This window comes from Glycomyces tenuis DSM 44171 (genome assembly GCF_000427885.1).
GTDB lineage: Bacteria > Actinomycetota > Actinomycetes > Mycobacteriales > Micromonosporaceae > Glycomyces > Glycomyces tenuis.
On the sequence record NZ_ATYW01000005.1, the window covers coordinates 211,256 to 226,708 of the forward strand.

15 protein-coding genes and 1 riboswitch are annotated in these 15,453 nt (G+C 71.4%); of the genes, 10 read left to right on the forward strand and 5 right to left on the reverse strand.

Going from position 1 to position 15,453, the window contains the following annotated elements:
* Window position 1: 1 nt before the first annotated feature.
* From hemC to YWW_RS0109820, 4 genes are all read right to left on the reverse strand, one after another.
* Window positions 2-976, reverse strand: a complete 975-nt coding sequence (gene hemC, locus YWW_RS29425; protein WP_051325605.1) for a hydroxymethylbilane synthase — start codon at window positions 974-976, stop codon at window positions 2-4.
* Window positions 973-2,301 (reverse strand): glutamyl-tRNA reductase, encoded by a 1,329-nt coding sequence (locus YWW_RS0109810; protein WP_026930048.1) that lies wholly within the window; start codon window positions 2,299-2,301, stop codon window positions 973-975. The genes hemC and YWW_RS0109810 overlap by 4 nt, the downstream gene beginning before the upstream one ends.
* Window positions 2,298-3,011 (reverse strand): redox-sensing transcriptional repressor Rex, encoded by a 714-nt coding sequence (locus YWW_RS29430; protein WP_081687323.1) that lies wholly within the window; start codon window positions 3,009-3,011, stop codon window positions 2,298-2,300. The genes YWW_RS0109810 and YWW_RS29430 overlap by 4 nt, the downstream gene beginning before the upstream one ends.
* A gap of 596 nt (window positions 3,012-3,607) precedes the next feature.
* Window positions 3,608-3,868: a glutaredoxin family protein gene (locus tag YWW_RS0109820; protein ID WP_425402689.1), complete on the reverse strand. Its 261-nt coding sequence runs from the start codon at window positions 3,866-3,868 to the stop codon at window positions 3,608-3,610.
* A 339-nt stretch (window positions 3,869-4,207) separates the two neighbouring features.
* Between YWW_RS0109820 and YWW_RS29435 the strand changes: the two genes are divergently transcribed.
* From YWW_RS29435 to YWW_RS36420, 10 genes are all read left to right on the forward strand, one after another.
* A complete protein-coding gene (locus YWW_RS29435) occupies window positions 4,208-5,035 on the forward strand; it encodes an ECF subfamily RNA polymerase sigma factor, BldN family (protein WP_081687325.1) in 828 nt (275 codons plus the stop codon).
* Window positions 5,036-5,522: 487 nt separating this feature from the next.
* Window positions 5,523-6,515: a DUF5667 domain-containing protein gene (locus YWW_RS33960; protein WP_155830076.1), complete on the forward strand. Its 993-nt coding sequence runs from the start codon at window positions 5,523-5,525 to the stop codon at window positions 6,513-6,515.
* Window positions 6,516-6,635: 120 nt separating this feature from the next.
* Window positions 6,636-7,535: an HAD family hydrolase gene (locus tag YWW_RS29445; protein WP_245595393.1), complete on the forward strand. Its 900-nt coding sequence runs from the start codon at window positions 6,636-6,638 to the stop codon at window positions 7,533-7,535.
* Entirely contained in the window at window positions 7,535-8,623 is a 1,089-nt protein-coding gene (locus YWW_RS0109840) for a hypothetical protein (RefSeq protein WP_026929987.1), read from the forward strand. The genes YWW_RS29445 and YWW_RS0109840 overlap by 1 nt, the downstream gene beginning before the upstream one ends.
* Window positions 8,624-8,706: 83 nt before the next feature.
* Complete coding sequence (gene folP, locus YWW_RS29450; RefSeq protein ID WP_035696616.1) at window positions 8,707-9,504, forward strand: dihydropteroate synthase; 798 nt, start codon at window positions 8,707-8,709, stop codon at window positions 9,502-9,504.
* Between the two features lie 133 nt (window positions 9,505-9,637).
* Window positions 9,638-9,744: riboswitch (SAM riboswitch) on the forward strand.
* Window positions 9,745-9,758: 14 nt separating this feature from the next.
* The gene (gene thrC / locus YWW_RS0109855) at window positions 9,759-11,048 is read left to right on the forward strand and encodes a threonine synthase (RefSeq protein WP_026929988.1); all 1,290 of its coding nucleotides are present in this window, start codon (window positions 9,759-9,761) and stop codon (window positions 11,046-11,048) included.
* Window positions 11,049-11,466: 418 nt separating this feature from the next.
* Window positions 11,467-12,492 carry a GNAT family N-acetyltransferase gene (locus tag YWW_RS0109860; protein WP_026929989.1) on the forward strand — a complete coding sequence of 342 codons (1,026 nt, stop codon included), beginning with the start codon at window positions 11,467-11,469 and terminating at the stop codon, window positions 12,490-12,492.
* Window positions 12,493-12,538: 46 nt separating this feature from the next.
* Window positions 12,539-13,564 (forward strand): GNAT family N-acetyltransferase, encoded by a 1,026-nt coding sequence (locus tag YWW_RS0109865; RefSeq protein ID WP_026929990.1) that lies wholly within the window; start codon window positions 12,539-12,541, stop codon window positions 13,562-13,564.
* Between the two features lie 88 nt (window positions 13,565-13,652).
* Complete coding sequence (locus YWW_RS29455; protein WP_051325607.1) at window positions 13,653-14,354, forward strand: hypothetical protein; 702 nt, start codon at window positions 13,653-13,655, stop codon at window positions 14,352-14,354.
* On the forward strand, window positions 14,351-14,590 hold the full coding sequence (locus YWW_RS36420; RefSeq protein WP_051325608.1) for a hypothetical protein: 240 nt from the start codon (window positions 14,351-14,353) through the stop codon (window positions 14,588-14,590). The genes YWW_RS29455 and YWW_RS36420 overlap by 4 nt, the downstream gene beginning before the upstream one ends.
* On the opposite strand, the gene YWW_RS0109880 is transcribed toward YWW_RS36420, so the two are convergent.
* Complete coding sequence (locus YWW_RS0109880) at window positions 14,587-15,393, reverse strand: potassium channel family protein (protein WP_026929992.1); 807 nt, start codon at window positions 15,391-15,393, stop codon at window positions 14,587-14,589. The genes YWW_RS36420 and YWW_RS0109880 overlap by 4 nt on opposite strands.
* Window positions 15,394-15,453 lie beyond the last annotated feature (60 nt).

Sequence of the window (15,453 nt, forward strand, 5' to 3'; positions counted from 1 at the left end):
GCTACAGGTCTAATTTCAATGGTCGCTCGGCGCCGCCGTCGGCGGCGCGTGCAAGCCGTAAATTCGCAATGCTCAGCAAGTCGTCGGCCAGCGCCCGCCCCACGTCGGCGGCTTCGGCGGTCAGCTCCTCGCCCGCCGCGTCGGCGAGCGTGGCGGTGGTCGAGAGTCGTTCGACCGAGCTGCCGTCGACTTCGCCGACCGCCCCCCGCAGGTACAGGTCGATCTTGCCGGGCGATGAGCCCTCTGAGACGTCGGCGAGTGCGGCGACCGGGGCGCTGCATCCGGCTTCGAGGCGTTCCAGGAGGCCGCGCTCGGCGGCGACCGCGGCTTGTGAGTACCGGTCGTTGAGCATACTCGAAATACGCGCGGATGTCTTGTCCGCTTTGCGGCATTCGACCGCCAATGCCCCTTGTGCCGGTGCGGGAAGCATCACCAGCGGGTCGAGGTATTCGCTCACGTCACCCGCTCGGCCTACCCGCTTGAGCCCGGCGGCGGCGAGGACGACCGCGTCGAGGTCGTCGCCGACGCGGCCCATGCGGGTGTCGATGTTGCCGCGGATCGGGACGCACTCGAAGCCGCGCCCGAGGGCGAGCAGCTGGCTGATGCGCCGCGGCGAGCCGGTGCCGATGCGGCTGCCGGGCTCGAGTTCGGCGAGGGTGCGGCCGCCGGAGGCGATGAGGACGTCGCGCGGGTCGGCGCGCGGCGGGACGCTGACGACCAGGTGCTCGGGCTGGGCGGTCGGCAGGTCCTTGTAGGAGTGGACGGCGATGTCGATCTCCTCGCGCTCCAGCGCTTCGCGCAGTTGGTTGACGAAGACGCCGACGCCGAGCTGGGCGACCGGCACGGTCGTGCCGTCGCCTGTGGTCTTGATCTCCACGAGCTCGACGTCCTCGCCCGAGACGCGGGCGAGCTCCTCGGCGACCATCCCGCTCTGGGCGAGCGCCAGCTTCGAGGCTCTGGTACCGACACGGATCATTTGGCACTGCCTTCCGGCTTGACTTTCAAGGCTTCGGCGAGGGCGGTGTCGCGGGGATCGGCGAGCGCGGCGGGCGTGAGCGCGAACAGCTCGCGCAGCGCCTTGGCGTAGTCGGGGGCGCCGGGCTGCCCGGCGAGCTCGCGGACGCGGACGGTCGGCTCGTGCAGCAGCCGCTGGACGACGCGGTGGACGGTGCGGGCGACCTCGGCGCGCTGGTCGTCGGTGAAGTCGCCGCGGCGGGCGACGCGGGCCAGCTCGGCCTCGACGATGTCGGCGGCGGTGGCCCGCAGGGCCGCGACGGTGGGCGTGACGGCGTCGGCGCGGAGGCTCTCGTCGTAGGCCTCGATCTCCTCGGCGATGAGCCGCTCGACGTGGGCGAGGGTCTCGGCTCCGGCCCCGGCGGTCTCGGAGCGCTGGATCTCGGCGATGTCGATGACGGTGACCCCGTCGAGCCCGGCGACCTCCTCGGCGACGTCGCGGGGCAGCGCGAGGTCGCAGATCACCAGCGCCGAGCGGCGGCGCTCCAGCGTGGCGGCCTCGATGACGGGCGCGGTCGCGGCGGTGGCGCACACCAGCAGGTCCACGCCGGAGGCGAGCGAGGCGAGGTCGTCGTACGCGGCGACGACGGCGCCGTGCTCGGCGGCGAGGCGGCGGGCCTTGCCGCGGTCGCGGTTGGCGACGGCGAGCGTCGCGGTCCCCGCGCGAGCGAGCGTGGCGGTGGCGAGGCCGCCCATGGCGCCGGCGCCGACGACGGCGGCGTCGGCCTCGTCCAGCGGCTTGCCGAGCGCGGTCCGCGCGAGGTCGAGGGCGGCGGTGACGACCGAGGGCGCGGCGGCGTCGACGTCGGTCTCGGCGTGGACGCGCTTGCCGACGCGCAGGGCCTGCTGGAACAGTTCGTGCAGGTGGCGGCCGACCAGGTCGGCCTCGCGGGCGGTCTCGTAGGCGTCGCGCAGCTGCCCGAGGATCTGGGGCTCGCCGGCGACCATGGAGTCCAGGCCCGCGGCGACGCGGAAGACGTGGGCGACGGCGTCGGCGCCGTGGCGGACGTAGCCGCAGGAGGCGAAGTCGAGGGCGGCCTCGGTCTCGGCGTACCCCCACAGCTCGTGCAGCTCGTCGACGATCGCGGAGAGGGCGCCGTGGAAGCCGGCGGCGGCGGCGTAGACCTCGACGCGGTTGCAGGTCGAGAGGACCACCGCCTCGCGGACCTCGCCGCCGGCGAGGAGCCGCTCGGCCAAGCGCGCGCCCGCCTCGGCGTCCACCGCGAGCCGTTCGAGGGTCTCCACCGCGGCGCTCCGGTGCGAGATGCCGACTACCAGGAGGTTCACTTCACCGTTCCCGTCTCTTGACGTCTGAGCGTCTTGTGGTGTTCGTGGAATGACAGGATCTGCAACTCGACGGCCAGGTCCACTTTGCGGACCGCCACGCCCTTCGGCACGGCGAGCACGCATGGCGCGAAGTTGAGAATGCTCGTGACCCCAGCATGGACGAGGAGATCGGCCACGTGTTGCGCGGCCGCTTCAGGTGTGGCGATCACCCCTATGTTGATGCCTTCGTCACGGATCGCGGCGGCCAGGTGGGCGACGTCGCGCACGGTCAGGCCGTCGAGGTCCTTCCCTATGATGCCCGGGTCGGCGTCGAAGAGGCCAACGATGTCGAAGCCGCGTTCGGAGAATCCGGGGTAGCGGGCGAGGGCCTGCCCCAGGTGGCCGAGGCCGATGATGGCGACGCGGGAGTCTTTCGTGAGTCCGAGCACGCCCGCGATGTAGGAGGCGAGCGCGGCCACGTTGTAGCCGACGCCGCGCATGCCGGTCGCCCCGAGCTGGGAGAGGTCCTTGCGGAGCATCGCGGAGTTGACGCCGGTGGCGGCGGCGAGGGTCTCGGAGGAGACGGTGTCGACTCCGGCGTCGGTGAGGGTGCTGAGGGCGCGAAGGTATTCGGGCAGGCGCCTGACGGTGGCGGCCGGGAGGTCGGCGGCCGTGGTGAGGTAGGGGTTCGCGGGGGCCTGCTGCTCGGTGCCTTCGCCGGTGGTCGTCAATGGAACTCCAGGTCTCTCGCCGCCTGTGCTGTTGCGCGTGGCCGTTGTGCGTGCGGGTGCGGGCGGGCCCGCGTTCGCCGGAGCGTTCCCGCCGCATCCGCCGGGGTCGATGTCTTCGCCGTGTGGCGCACAGCTCTTGTGAGTTACTCAGCTTAAGACTTCGGCCGGAGGGGGGATCGCGTAGGCAGTGCTAACCGGCGGCGCCGAACGCGGGCCCCTGCGGGATGCGACGGCGCTCACGTCGGCCGCGGGCCGATCCGCGGCGGCCGGGCCCGAAGCCGGATCGGGCCGCGCAGGCGATCGGCGCCCGGGCCCGACGGCCCGATCGCCGGACATGGTCGCGGCTACTGCCGGGCGGCCGATCCGGTACACCCCCGTAACACTGAGCAGCGCTCAGCTGTACCGAACCGTTCGGTCTCGCCCGGCGAGTAGCCGTCGGCACCATTTTGCCCCGAAACAAGACACATGCCCGCTAACCGGTGTGCTTCGGCGCGTCACAGGGCGTGTCGCGCGGAGTGCCGCGAGTGAGGGCGGCGTCCGAGCGCGGGGCGCTCCGATCCGCCGACCGCGCGCACGGCGGCGCCGGCGCGGCGTGGTCACGTTCCGGCGGCCAGGTCCCGCTTGAGCCGCTCGACGTCGACGTCCCAGTAGCCGTGCTCCCTGCCGTCGAGCAGCACGACCGGCAGGCGGTCGCCGTACTCGCGGGCGAGCTCGGCGTCGTCGGCCACGTCGACCTCGGTCCACCGCTCGCCCGTCTCGCGCGCCACCGCGTCGAGGTCGGCCCTCGCCCTGCCGCACAGATGGCAATCCTTTGTAGTCAAAAGAGTCAGTCTGTTCACCCTGCTCCCTCCCTCGATCGCGGGTCGGCTCCAAGATCGCACAACCTGTGCGACACCCTCTGTCATTTCTCCGTCACCATTGGTTCAGATCAGGTCCGGGACACCGGGCCGTTGAACATATGGGGAGGTAATGGTGGGATTCCGCCCCCGCGAGGAAGGGTACGCCGAACGCGGCTTCGAAGACCGACATCGGCGTGCGGGCGGCCGTCACTCATTGCGACACGCCGACTCCAAATCCCTCTGGAGTGCCATTGCGATTCCTAGAATCAGGCGGGTCAGTCCCTGCGGGACCCGATCGCATGACTCGGCCCGACCCCTCACACGAGGAGGCCAATAGTGCCCGGTATTGCACCAGCAATGGCAACACTCGCAAGCCATCGATTCGCAACGCACACAGCAGATACCGTCCCCTTTCTTCATGGCGGCGCGATCGCCGGGGCCCTGTCGCTCACCGCGGCGCCGCCTCTGGAGCGGCTCCGCCACGCCCTCTGGGCGGTCCTGAGCCTGGACACCGGCACGGCCGAACAGCACTCCGTCCGCGTCGGACGCTCCGCTCCGGACACGGCCGAGACGGCGCGGACGCGCGGCGGCAAGCACCGCCGCGAACCGGAGGAGCAGGTCGACGGCGAGGAGGTGGCGGCCCTGGTCGCCAGGGCCCAGGCGGGCGACTCCTCGGCCTTCGGCGAGATCTACGACCGCTACAACGAGACGGTCTACCGATACATCTACTTCCGCGTCAACAACGCCCAGCTCGCCGAGGACCTCGCCTCCGAGACCTTCCTGCGCGCGCTGCGGCGGATCTCCAGCTTCAGCTGGCAGGGTCGGGCCTTCGGGGCGTGGCTCGTGACGATCGCGCGGAACCTGGTGGTCGACCACTTCAAGTCCGGTCGCTACCGCCTGGAGATCGCCAAGCCCGACGTGCTCGGCGCCGACTCCCCCGAAACCGACCCGTCCACCTCGCCGGAGACCGCGGCGCTGGAGAAGCTCACCAACGCCACGCTCCTGACCGCGGTCAAGAAGCTCAACCCCGACCAGCAGGAGTGCATCGTCCTGCGGTTCCTCCAGGGCTTCACCGTCGCCGAGACCGCCCGCACCATGGGCAAGAACGAGGGCGCGGTCAAGGCGCTCCAGTACCGGGCCGTGCGCACCCTCGCGCGGCTGCTGCCGGAGGGGTTCCGCGGCTGAAGCGGCCGCGGCCCCTCGGCCCACGACGCAACTGTCGGGTACCCGACACTCGACCGTTCGCCAGGGCGGGAGCCCGCGGCCGCGGGGCGCATCGGCCGGCCAGAGCCGGTGCGCGGCGCGCACACGCCGTCACGGTCCGGACCCCGCCGTGGCCGACGAACACCATCGGACCGAAGCAGAGGCCGACCCCGGCACGACTCGAACCGAATTCATGTTTCGCAGGCATCGCCATGGCGGCCGTAACCTCAGGGGCTATTCGTGCGTTGTTCTAAGTACAGGAGCAGGATCCACGCAGTGAGAGGGGGTGTGCCCGGTGATCTACAACCCTTTGGAACGCCGGCGCGCGGAGGAATTCGCGCGTCAGCTTGATTCCGACGGTCCGACCCTCCCTCATTCGAGCGATGACGCTCACGCATCGGGTGCGTCAGAGGAAGCACTCGTCGAGCTCGTCGGCGTCACCGAACGCCTCCACGACCTCGGCGACCAGATGAACGCCACGATGAGGCCGTCGGCCGATTGGCAGGACGCCACGCGCCGCCGCCTCATGGCCGTCGCCGCCGACGAGGGGATCGGCGTCACCGCCCGCCACCGGGCCAGTGCCGCCGTCCCCGACTCCGAGAAGGCGCCGGTCCTCGACGAGCTGTTCCCCCGCCGCCCGCGCGGCGGCAGGCGTCTCGCCGTCGTCGCCGCGCTGCTCACCGGCACCGTCGCCGTCTCCGGCGTCTCCGCCGCCTCCGGCGACGCGCTGCCGGGCGAGACGCTGTACAACGTCAAACGCTCCACCGAGCGCGCGCAGCTCGCGCTCGCCGGCAACGACCTCGGGCGCGCCCAGCTGCACCTCGAGTTCGCGGGCACCCGCATCGAGGAGGCCGCCGCGCTCGCCCACGACGAGGACGCCGCCGCGGGGGCGCTGCACGAGGCCGCCGACGAACTGCGCGCCGGCACCGTGCTCCTCGGCGAACTGGCCGTCGAGAACGGCGAGGCCGCGCCGCTGGACTACATCGACCTGTTCACCAACGAGCACCGCTGGACGCTCGAGGAGCTCGCCGCGGGCCTGGACGGCGAGGCCGCCGACGCCGGGGACGAGCTGATCGCCCTGGTCGAAGAGGCGGCGCTGCGCTCGGTGGAGCTGCGCGAGTCGCTCGACTGCACCGAGCCCGGCGGGCCGGCCGACGAGCTCGGGCCGGTCCCCGGCGGGTGCGCCGACGGCGCCGCCGAGAGCGTGGTCCCGTCCGAGCAGGGCTCGGACGACACCTCCGTCACCGGCGAGACCGAAGGCGAGGGCACCGAGGAGGCGCCGCCGACCCAGGCCGAGCCGTCCCAGGAGGGCGCCTCACCGAACCTCACCGAGGACGTCGTCGAGGACGTCACCGACGCCGTGAGCGACCCCGCCACCAGCACGGACACCGACGTCGAGGGCGAGGACCCCGACGACGCCCTCGACGAGCTCTCCGGCATCGTCGAGGACCTGTTCGGCTGACCCGGCCGCAGGCCCGGGACAAGCCCCCCAAGGGGTGCGTAACTGGGCCCACACTGGAAATTCACCAAGCTCGCGTCCTGGCGTTACAGGCCGTCTGTTTTTGACCGGTAGGCTTCTAGAGTGTCTGAAACCGAGGCTTCCAGCATCGCCTCCTGCGTGACCCGACCCACGGCCATGCGGGCCGGCGGCCACGAGCAACCGCGACACCACACCGTCGTCGTCCAGGACGACGCCCCCGGCGAGGACGAGCGGGCCCATCTGCCCTCGGCCGCGTTCTTCGACGTCGACAACACCCTCATGCACGGCGCCTCCATCTACTGGCTGGCGCGCGGCCTCGCCCGCCACGGCGTCCTCTCCGGCCGCGACATCGCCCAGTTCGCCTGGAAGCAGGCCAGCTTCAAGTTCCGCGGCACCGAGCACCACGGCCACATCCAGTCGGTCAAGGCGTCCGCGCTCGAACTGGTCGCCGGCTACCCCGTCGCCGAGATGCGGCAGCTGTGCGAGGAGGTCGTCGACCGCGACATCTCCCCGCGGATCCTCGCCCCCGTGCGGCGCCTGGCCGAACGGCACCTCGAAGCCGAGCAGGAGGTCTGGCTCGTGACCGCCAGCCCCGTCGAGCTGGCCGGAGTGATCGCGTCCCGGCTCGGGCTCACCGGCGCGCTCGGCACCATCGCCGAGGTCGCCGACGGCTGCTACACCGGCCGCCTCGTCGGCGGCCTCATGCACGGCCCGGCCAAGGCCGACGGGATCGCCGAGCTCGCCGCCGAACGCGGCCTCGACCTGGACCAGTGCACCGCCTACTCCGACTCGGCCAACGACCTGCCGATGCTGCGCAAGGTCGGCAAGGCCATCGCGGTCAACCCCGACGCCAGGCTGGCCCGCCAGGCGAGGCACCACGGCTGGCCGGTGCTGGACTACCGGCGCGGCCGTCGCGCCGCGAAGCTGGCGCTGCCCTCGGCCGCCGCCGCGGGCGTCGCCGCCGGGCTGTTCTACCTGCTGCGGGGACGCGACCGCGAGTAATGGCCCTGGACAGGCGACTGACCTTGGCGGGCGCGGTCGCGCTCGCCCTCGCCTGGCTGGCCTGGCCCGCCCCCGAACGCGGCGAGCCCGCCACCGCTCCGGCCGAAGACGGCACGCCGACCGTATGGGAGACATGGGATCTGGCGCCCGCCGAGTGGCCGGGCACGATCGACGGGCAGGCGTGGCGGCCGATGTCCTTCTTGGACGACACGGCGGCGCTGGGCACCGACGAGGCCGGGCGGCTGCTGTACGTCGAGGCCGAGGGCGACGCCGAGCCGACCGCGACGGTGGTCGCCGCCCCCGGGGCCGTCCCCGGCGTGGTCGCCGCCGCCGCGAGCGGGGAGCACCTCGCCTGGATCGAGTCCCGCCCCGACGAGGCGGGCCGGGTCGTCTCCGAGCTATGGATCGCCGACCGCGGCACCGACGGGTCCCCTGGCGAGGCACGGCTGCTCACCGGCGACACCGGCGACGTGGTGCTCGCCGGCAGCGCCTACGACCTCCAGTTCGCCGCCGAGGAACTGCACTGGCTCGCGACGGCCCGCAGCGCCGAGCGCATCACCGAGCACCGCTCGGTGAGCACCGGAGGCGGCGAGGTCGAGGTGGTGGGCCATGTCGGCGCCTGGCAGGCCGCCGCGTGGCCGTGGCTGTCCAGCGCCGGATCCGACTCGCTCGGCGGGGCCGAACTGGTGCGCACCGACAACGGCTCGGGCGTGAGCGTGGCGGCCGGAACCGACGAGCTGGCGCTGTGCTCGGCGACGTGGTGCCGGCTCATCGTGACCGCCGCCGACGGCTCCCGCATCGACCTCGTCCGTCCAGACGGGACCGAGCGGGTGACCGTCGCCGAAGGCTTCGCCTCGGCGGTCTCGGCCGACGTCGGACTCATCGACCGCTTTGAACCCCTTGAGGAGTCGACCGGGGAGACCGGCGACTCGCAGCGGGTGACGCTGTTCGACCTGGCCGAGTCCGAGACGTACCTGGTGGCCTCGGCCGCGGGCGAGACCGGCGCGGACGCGCGGCATCTGTGGTGGTCGACCGGCTCGGACGAGTTGCGCCAGTGGCACGTGCTGGACCTCACGGACCTCGCTTAATCCGATTCGCCGGGCCGAGAAGCGCGAGTAACGTCGAGTTCGTGACCACACCACACGACACGGATCCGGTCCGGCCGCAGATCATGGGGATCCTCAACGTCACGCCCGACTCCTTCTCCGACGGCGGGCGCTACCTCGACTTCGGCGACGCGGTGGGCCACGGCGAGCAGATGGCCGCCGAGGGCGCCGACCTGATCGACGTCGGCGGCGAGTCGACCCGGCCGGGCGCCGAGCGCGTCGACGCGGCGACCGAGATCGCGCGGGTGGTGGACGTGGTGGCGGCGCTGGCCGAGCGGGGCCTGGCCGTGTCGATCGACACGACGCGCGCGGCGGTGGCCGCGGCCGCGATCGAGGCGGGGGCGAGCGTGGTCAACGACGTCTCGGGCGGGCTGGCCGATCCGGACATGGCCGGCGTGGTGGCCGACTCCGGGGTGCGGTGGGTGCTCATGCACTGGCGCGGGCACTCCTCGGACATGCAGCGGCTGGCGCACTACGACAACGTGGTGGCGGACGTGAAGGCCGAACTGGAGGACCGCGTCGAGGCGGCCTTGGAGTCCGGTGTGGATGCGGGCAGGCTCGTCCTGGACCCGGGCCTCGGCTTCGCGAAGACCGCCGAGCACAACTGGCGGCTGTCGGCGCACCTGCACGAGTTCGTGGCGCTGGGCTACCCGGTGCTGTTCGCCTCGTCGCGGAAGTCGTACCTGGGGTCGCTCCTCGGCGAGGAGGGCGGCAAGCCGCGCCCGGTGGGGCAGCGGGAGGCGGCGACGCTGGCGACCTCGGTGCTGGCGTTCGAGGCGGGGGCGTGGGGCGTGCGCGTCCACGACGTGGCGGGAACGGCCGACGCCCGAGCGGTGTGGCTCGCGACGAAGCGGGCCGCCTGAGCGAAGGCCGTGACCGCACCTCCGGTTCCACCTCGTGACCGCCCTCCGGTTCCACTTCGTGACCGCCCTCCGGTTCCACTTCGTGGAACTACGGTTGCAGTCCAGCTTCGGGCGGCCGTAGCATTCGGCTCGTACTTCATCCAGAGCAGCTGAGGGGTCCGGCCCGACGACGCTGCGGCAACCACCGGCGGCAACGCCGGCAGGTGCCAATTCCGGCCCGCGCAGCGGGAAAGATGAGGGAGGAGCCTTCTCGTATGTCTTCAAGCAGCACGCAGTCCACGGAGCAGAGCAGCCTGTTCGCCGACAGCCCGGCCAAGGGACTCATCTGTCGCAACTGCGGCACCACCTATGACCTGATCGCCCAGCACGCCTGCTGGCAGTGCTTCGGCCCCCTCGAAGTCGACTACGACCAGGCCGCGCTCACCAGGGTCACCCGCGAGCAGATCGAATCCGGCCCGCAGAACATCTGGCGCTACGCCCCCCTCCTCCCCGTCGGCATCGACCCGGCCGACCGCGTCAGCCTCGACCCGGGCCTCACCCCCCTCGTCGACGCGAAGCACCTCGCGAAGGCCCTCGGCATGCGCAGGCTCTGGGTCAAGGACGACAGCGCCAACCCCACCCACTCCTTCAAGGACCGCGTCGTCTCCACCGCCGTCTCCGCCGCCGTCAAGCTCGGCTTCGACCGCTTCGCGTGCGCCTCCACCGGCAACCTCGCCAACTCCGTGGCCGCCCATGCCGCGCGCGCCGGCATCCCCTCCACCGTGTTCGTCCCCCACGACCTCGAGCCGGGCAAGATCGTCCAGACCGCCGTCTACGGCGGGCAGCTGGTCGCCGTCGAAGGCTCCTACGACGACGTGAACCGGCTGTGCTCGGAGCTGACCGAGACCGACGAGTTCGAGTCGACCGCGTTCGTGAACGTCAACATCCGCCCCTACTACGCCGAGGGCTCCAAGACGCTCGGCTACGAGGTCGCCGAGCAGCTCGGCTGGCGGCTGCCCGAGCAGGTCGTCGTCCCGATGGCCTCGGGCGAGCTGCTCACCAAGATCCACAAGGCCTTCGAGGAGTCGGCCGAGATCGGCCTGACCGAGCCGGGCAAGGTCCGCGTCTTCGGCGCGCAGTCGGCCGGGTGCAGCCCGATCGCCGACGCCTTCGACTCCGGCACCGACGTCATCACGCCCGTCAAGCCCACCGGCATCGCCAAGAGCCTCAACATCGGGGACCCGGCGGCCGGCCCGTACGCGATCGAGGCGTGCCGGTCGACCGGCGGCGGCATGGCGAAGGTCGACGACGACGAGATCCGCGAGGGAATCCGGCTGCTCGCCTCTACGACCGGAATTTTCGCCGAAACGGCCGGCGGCGTGGTCGTCGCTACGCTCCGTAAGCTTCTGGAATCCGATCGGCTCGACCCCGAGGCGGAGACGGTCATCTACAACACCGGTGATGGACTGAAGACTTTGGACGCCGTATCATCACTGGTGGGGCCGACCCACACCGTGAAACCTTCGCTGAAATCGGCTCGCGAGGCGGGGCTGCTGGAGGCCTGAGCAGAGGTGACGTAAAACGCTTGCCGAACCGCCAAAATTATCACTCTGCGTGACCAATGGGAAGGTAAGTGTCGGCTACCCGACAAAAAGAAGCGAAGATCGGGTCTTGACCGTATTCACTGAATGAGTAAGAATTCTTCTTGCGGGAGGCCGCAGCTGTCCTGTCGCCACTCACCCGGTTGACTGCGAGTCCTGGGGCTAGAACGTGTCGAGCAGCGCCAGCCGGTGTCAGGGACTGCGGTCTCCCGACCAACTTCTCCCCTCAGTGTCCCCCAACGGCAGCGATCTGTCAGCGAAACCGGATCTTCGGCTGCGCGGCCACTTCCATGAGCACCTCCATGGACGCCGTCATCCTTCTGGCGCACTGGAATTCCGTACCTCCCTGCGTTTTGTCGGAGGGACCGGACACACTCGTCGGATGAGCGACTTCACGATCGTCCGCCTCGACCACACCGACCACGAGCTGGTGCAGTCCAAGATCGACGCCGCCCTCGAGGTCTTCGCGCACGACCGCGTCCCGCTGCCGCCGCCCACGCCGACCGAACTCATGCTCGAGCTCGTCCAGCACCCGCGCGACAGGGCCGAGGAGCAGTGGGTCGCCGTCGAGGACGGCCGCGTGATCGGCTTCGCCCCAGTGCGACTGCCGGTCCTGGACAACACCCACAACCTCCAGTTCGACGTCCGCGTCCGCCCCGGCTCCCGCGGCCGGGGCGTCGGATCGGCCCTGCTCGGCCACGTCGAGGCCCGCGCCGCCGAGCTCGGCCGCACCAACCTCACCGCCTTCGTGCGCAGCCCCGTCCCCGAAGGATCGGCGTTCCTCGACCCCGGCTCCGCCTTCCTCGAACGGCGCGGCTACACGAGCGCGATGACCATGGGCCTGCGCGTGGTCGACCTCGACGACGTCGACGACGCCGAAGTCGATCGACTGTGGACCGAGGCGTGGAAGCGGGCCGAGGGCTTCGAACTCGTCCTCTTCGAAGGCGCGCCCGACGAGGCGCTCCTCGAAGGCATCGGCTACCTCCACGGCCGCGTCTACGCCGACTCCCCCACCGGCGACTGGGACATCCGCGAAGTCGTCTACGACGCCGAGCGCGTCCGCGACGGCGTGCGCCTCCAACGCGAGTCGGGCAATCTGCACCTCCAGGCCGCGGCGATCCACACCGAGACGGGCGCGCTCGCCGGCTACACCGAGATCGTCATCGCGGCCGGCCACGAGCACGCCGCGAACCAGGGCGACACGATCGTCGACCCGCGCTTCCGCGGCCACCGGCTCGGCACGATCCTCAAGATCGCCAACCAGCGCCGCGTCCGCGACTGGCGCCCGAAGATGCGGCGCATCTGGACCGGCAACGCCGAGGACAACCACCACATGATCGCCGTCAACGAATCGATCGGCTACCGGCGGGGCGCCCTCGGCTCGCTGTTCCAGAAGGACCTCGCCTGAGGCAAATCGACTTGCCGCCACCTGCACTCCACGGGAGACTCGCCGCATGAAGGATTTCGACATCGTCCCGATCGACCCCGCCGACCACGGCCTGGTGCAGTCCTGGCTCGCCATCGGCGAGGCCGTGGAGCGGCACGACTGGCGCGACACCCTGGGCTGGCATCCCACGCGCCGCATGATGAGCCTGGTCCAGCACCAGTCCGACACCGACACCGAGCGCTGGGCGGCCGTCCGGGACGGCCGGGCCCTCGGCTGGGTCTCCCTCGACCTGCCGGTGCGCGACAACACGCACCTGGCCGAGTTCGACCTCGAAGTGCACCCCGAGCACCGCCGCCAGGGCATCGGCTCGGCGCTGCTGGCGCACCTGGAGCGCCGCGTGGCCGAACTCGGCCGCACCACCCTGTCGACGTGGGCGCCCGTCCCGGCACCCGGCGGCGTGCCCGTCGGCGACACCGCCGTCGGCTTCGCCGAGGCCACCGGCTACCGCAACACGCTCGACAACGTGATCCGGATCTGCGACCTCGACAAGGTCGACGACGCCGAGATCGAGCGGCTGTGGGCCGCGGCGTGGGAGCGGGCCGAGGGCTTCGAGACCGTCGTGTTCGAAGGCGAGCCGCCCGCCGAGCTGCTCGACGGCATGGCGTACATGCACGCCCGCATGTACACCGACATGCCGCTGGGGGAGTGGGACCTCCAGGAGGCCGACTTCGACGCCGGGCGCGTCCTGGAGATGGCGCGGCTGCGGCGCGAACGCGGCGAGCTGGAACTTCATGTCGTGGTGCGCCACATCGAGTCCGGTGACGTCGCCGGGCTCACCTCGATCATCGTCGAGGGCGGCCGGGAGCACCACTGCTTCCAGTCGGACACGATCGTCGACCCGCGCTTCCGCGGCCACCGGCTCGGCACGATCCTCAAGATCGCCAACCAGCGGCGCGTCCGCGAGTGGCGCCCGAGGATGCGGTACGTGTGGACCGGCAACGCCGAGTCGAACGAGCACATGATCGCCATCAACGAAGCGGTCGGCTACCGCAAGTTCTGCGACGAGCGCGTCTACCAGAAGAAGCTGGGCTAGCCGCCGGTCCGGCGGAATCGCTCATCGGCGGGCACCGGACCCTCACGGCCATTACTCTGTGTGACAGCAGGGAGGCAGGAGCGTCAACATGCCCGCGAAGGACAAGCGCGAACGGAAGAGCGACGGGACCGAGGCGGACGGGAAGCGCCGGGAGCGGACCGAGGCCGGCGCGGCGATCGACCGGCCGTCGGCGGAGCCGGACGTGTACCTCGACGTGCCGCAGGTCGACGTCGAGGAGCTCATCGTCGACGTCGAGGACCTGCGGGCCCGCGTGTCGCTGAGCGTCGAGGTGCTCGACCTGGTCAGGCTCAACGTGGGAGCGGACGTCGTGCTCGGCAAGGTGCACCTCGACCTCAAGGGCGTGCACGCGCAGGCGATGCTCAAGGTGCGGCTCGACCGCGTCGCCGAGATCGTCGCCAGGGTCCTCGAGACCGTCGACCGGAACCCCCAGGTCCTCGAGCAGGCCCTGTCCGCGGTCGAGCGGACGGTCGAACCGGTGACCGAGAGCGGCGGCAAGGCGGTCGAGGCCGCCGGGAAGGGCGCCGCCGGGGCCCTCGAGCGCACGGGCGAAGGCGTCGGCGACGCGGTGCACCGCACCGGGGAGGGCGTCGGCGAGGCGGTCGAGTCCGTGCCGGAGACCGCCGAGAACGTCGCCGACGGCGAGGACGGACAGGACGCGAAGGACGGCGGCCGCGCCCGGAAGCGGCAGCCGGGCAAGCGCGAGCGCACGGCCAAGAAGGCCGCGAAGAAGGCGGCGCGGAAGCGGACGGCCCGGAAGCGGTCGTCGTGACCGCGCGGGAAGCCGGACCCGGCCCCGACATCGAGTTCGACTCGGTCGTGGAGGCCGAGGAGCTGCGCTTTCGTGAAGCGCCGCGCACCGAGGTGACCTTCGACGGCGAACCCGGCAGGCGATGGGTGAAACGCAGCCGTCGCGTGCGCCTGCCCGAGGCGGTCGAAGCCGGGGTCGTCTACCGCGAGGTGCGCGTCGAGTACGGCTTCGAGGTCAGCGTCGACGTTCCCGGCTAGCGCTGCCTGGGCGTCTCGGTCGGGCTCGCGGGCCGGTCGACGACGGCGGCGTGGATCTCGGCGACCTGCGCTTCGAGCGCGGCCAGGCGCTCGCTCAGCTCGGCGGTCTCGGTGTGGGCGGTCTCTTCGCCTTTGGTGCTGACCCGGTTGACGAACCAGGACGCGAGGGAACCGCTGACGAGGCCGACGAGGCCGATGCCGGCGAACATGAGCATCGCGGCGATGATCTGGCCGGAGGGACTCTGCGGGACGAGGTCGCCGTAGCCGACGGTCGTGGCGGTCACCACCGACCACCACAGGGCGTCGCCGAAGGTGGTGATCTGCGCGGCCGCTTCGCCCTGCTCGGCGTCCAGGACCGCCAGGCTGGAGACGAACAGGATCATCGCGGTGAGGCCGGTGATGTACAAGGTGGCCTTGGTGCGCAGCGAGGTCCGGGCGTGGCGGCTGAACGCCTCGACGATCACGAGCATCATGCGCACGACCCGCAGGGGACGGGTCAGCGGGATGAGGACCATGACGAGGTCGAGCGGGTGGGTGTAAACGAAGCGGAGCCGGTTGCCCCGGCCGGCCAGGACGAGCCGCCAGATGTAGTCGGCGGCGTACAGGACCCAGACCGCGAGGTTGATCAGGGTGGCGACCTGTTCGCCCCAGGCGGGCATGTCGTCGTAGAGGATCGGGGCGGCGTAGGCGATGAGGAACAGCAGCGCGAGCAGGAACAGGGGCGTGTTCGTCGCGCGTTCCCAGGCGGTGAGCTGCTCGGGCCAGCGCGCCTCGCGGTCTCGGGGGGAAGGTGAAGCAGGCACGCCCCCAGGCTAGCGGTCGGTCCTGAATCAGGAGCGAAGCCCGTGAGCGGGCCGGATACG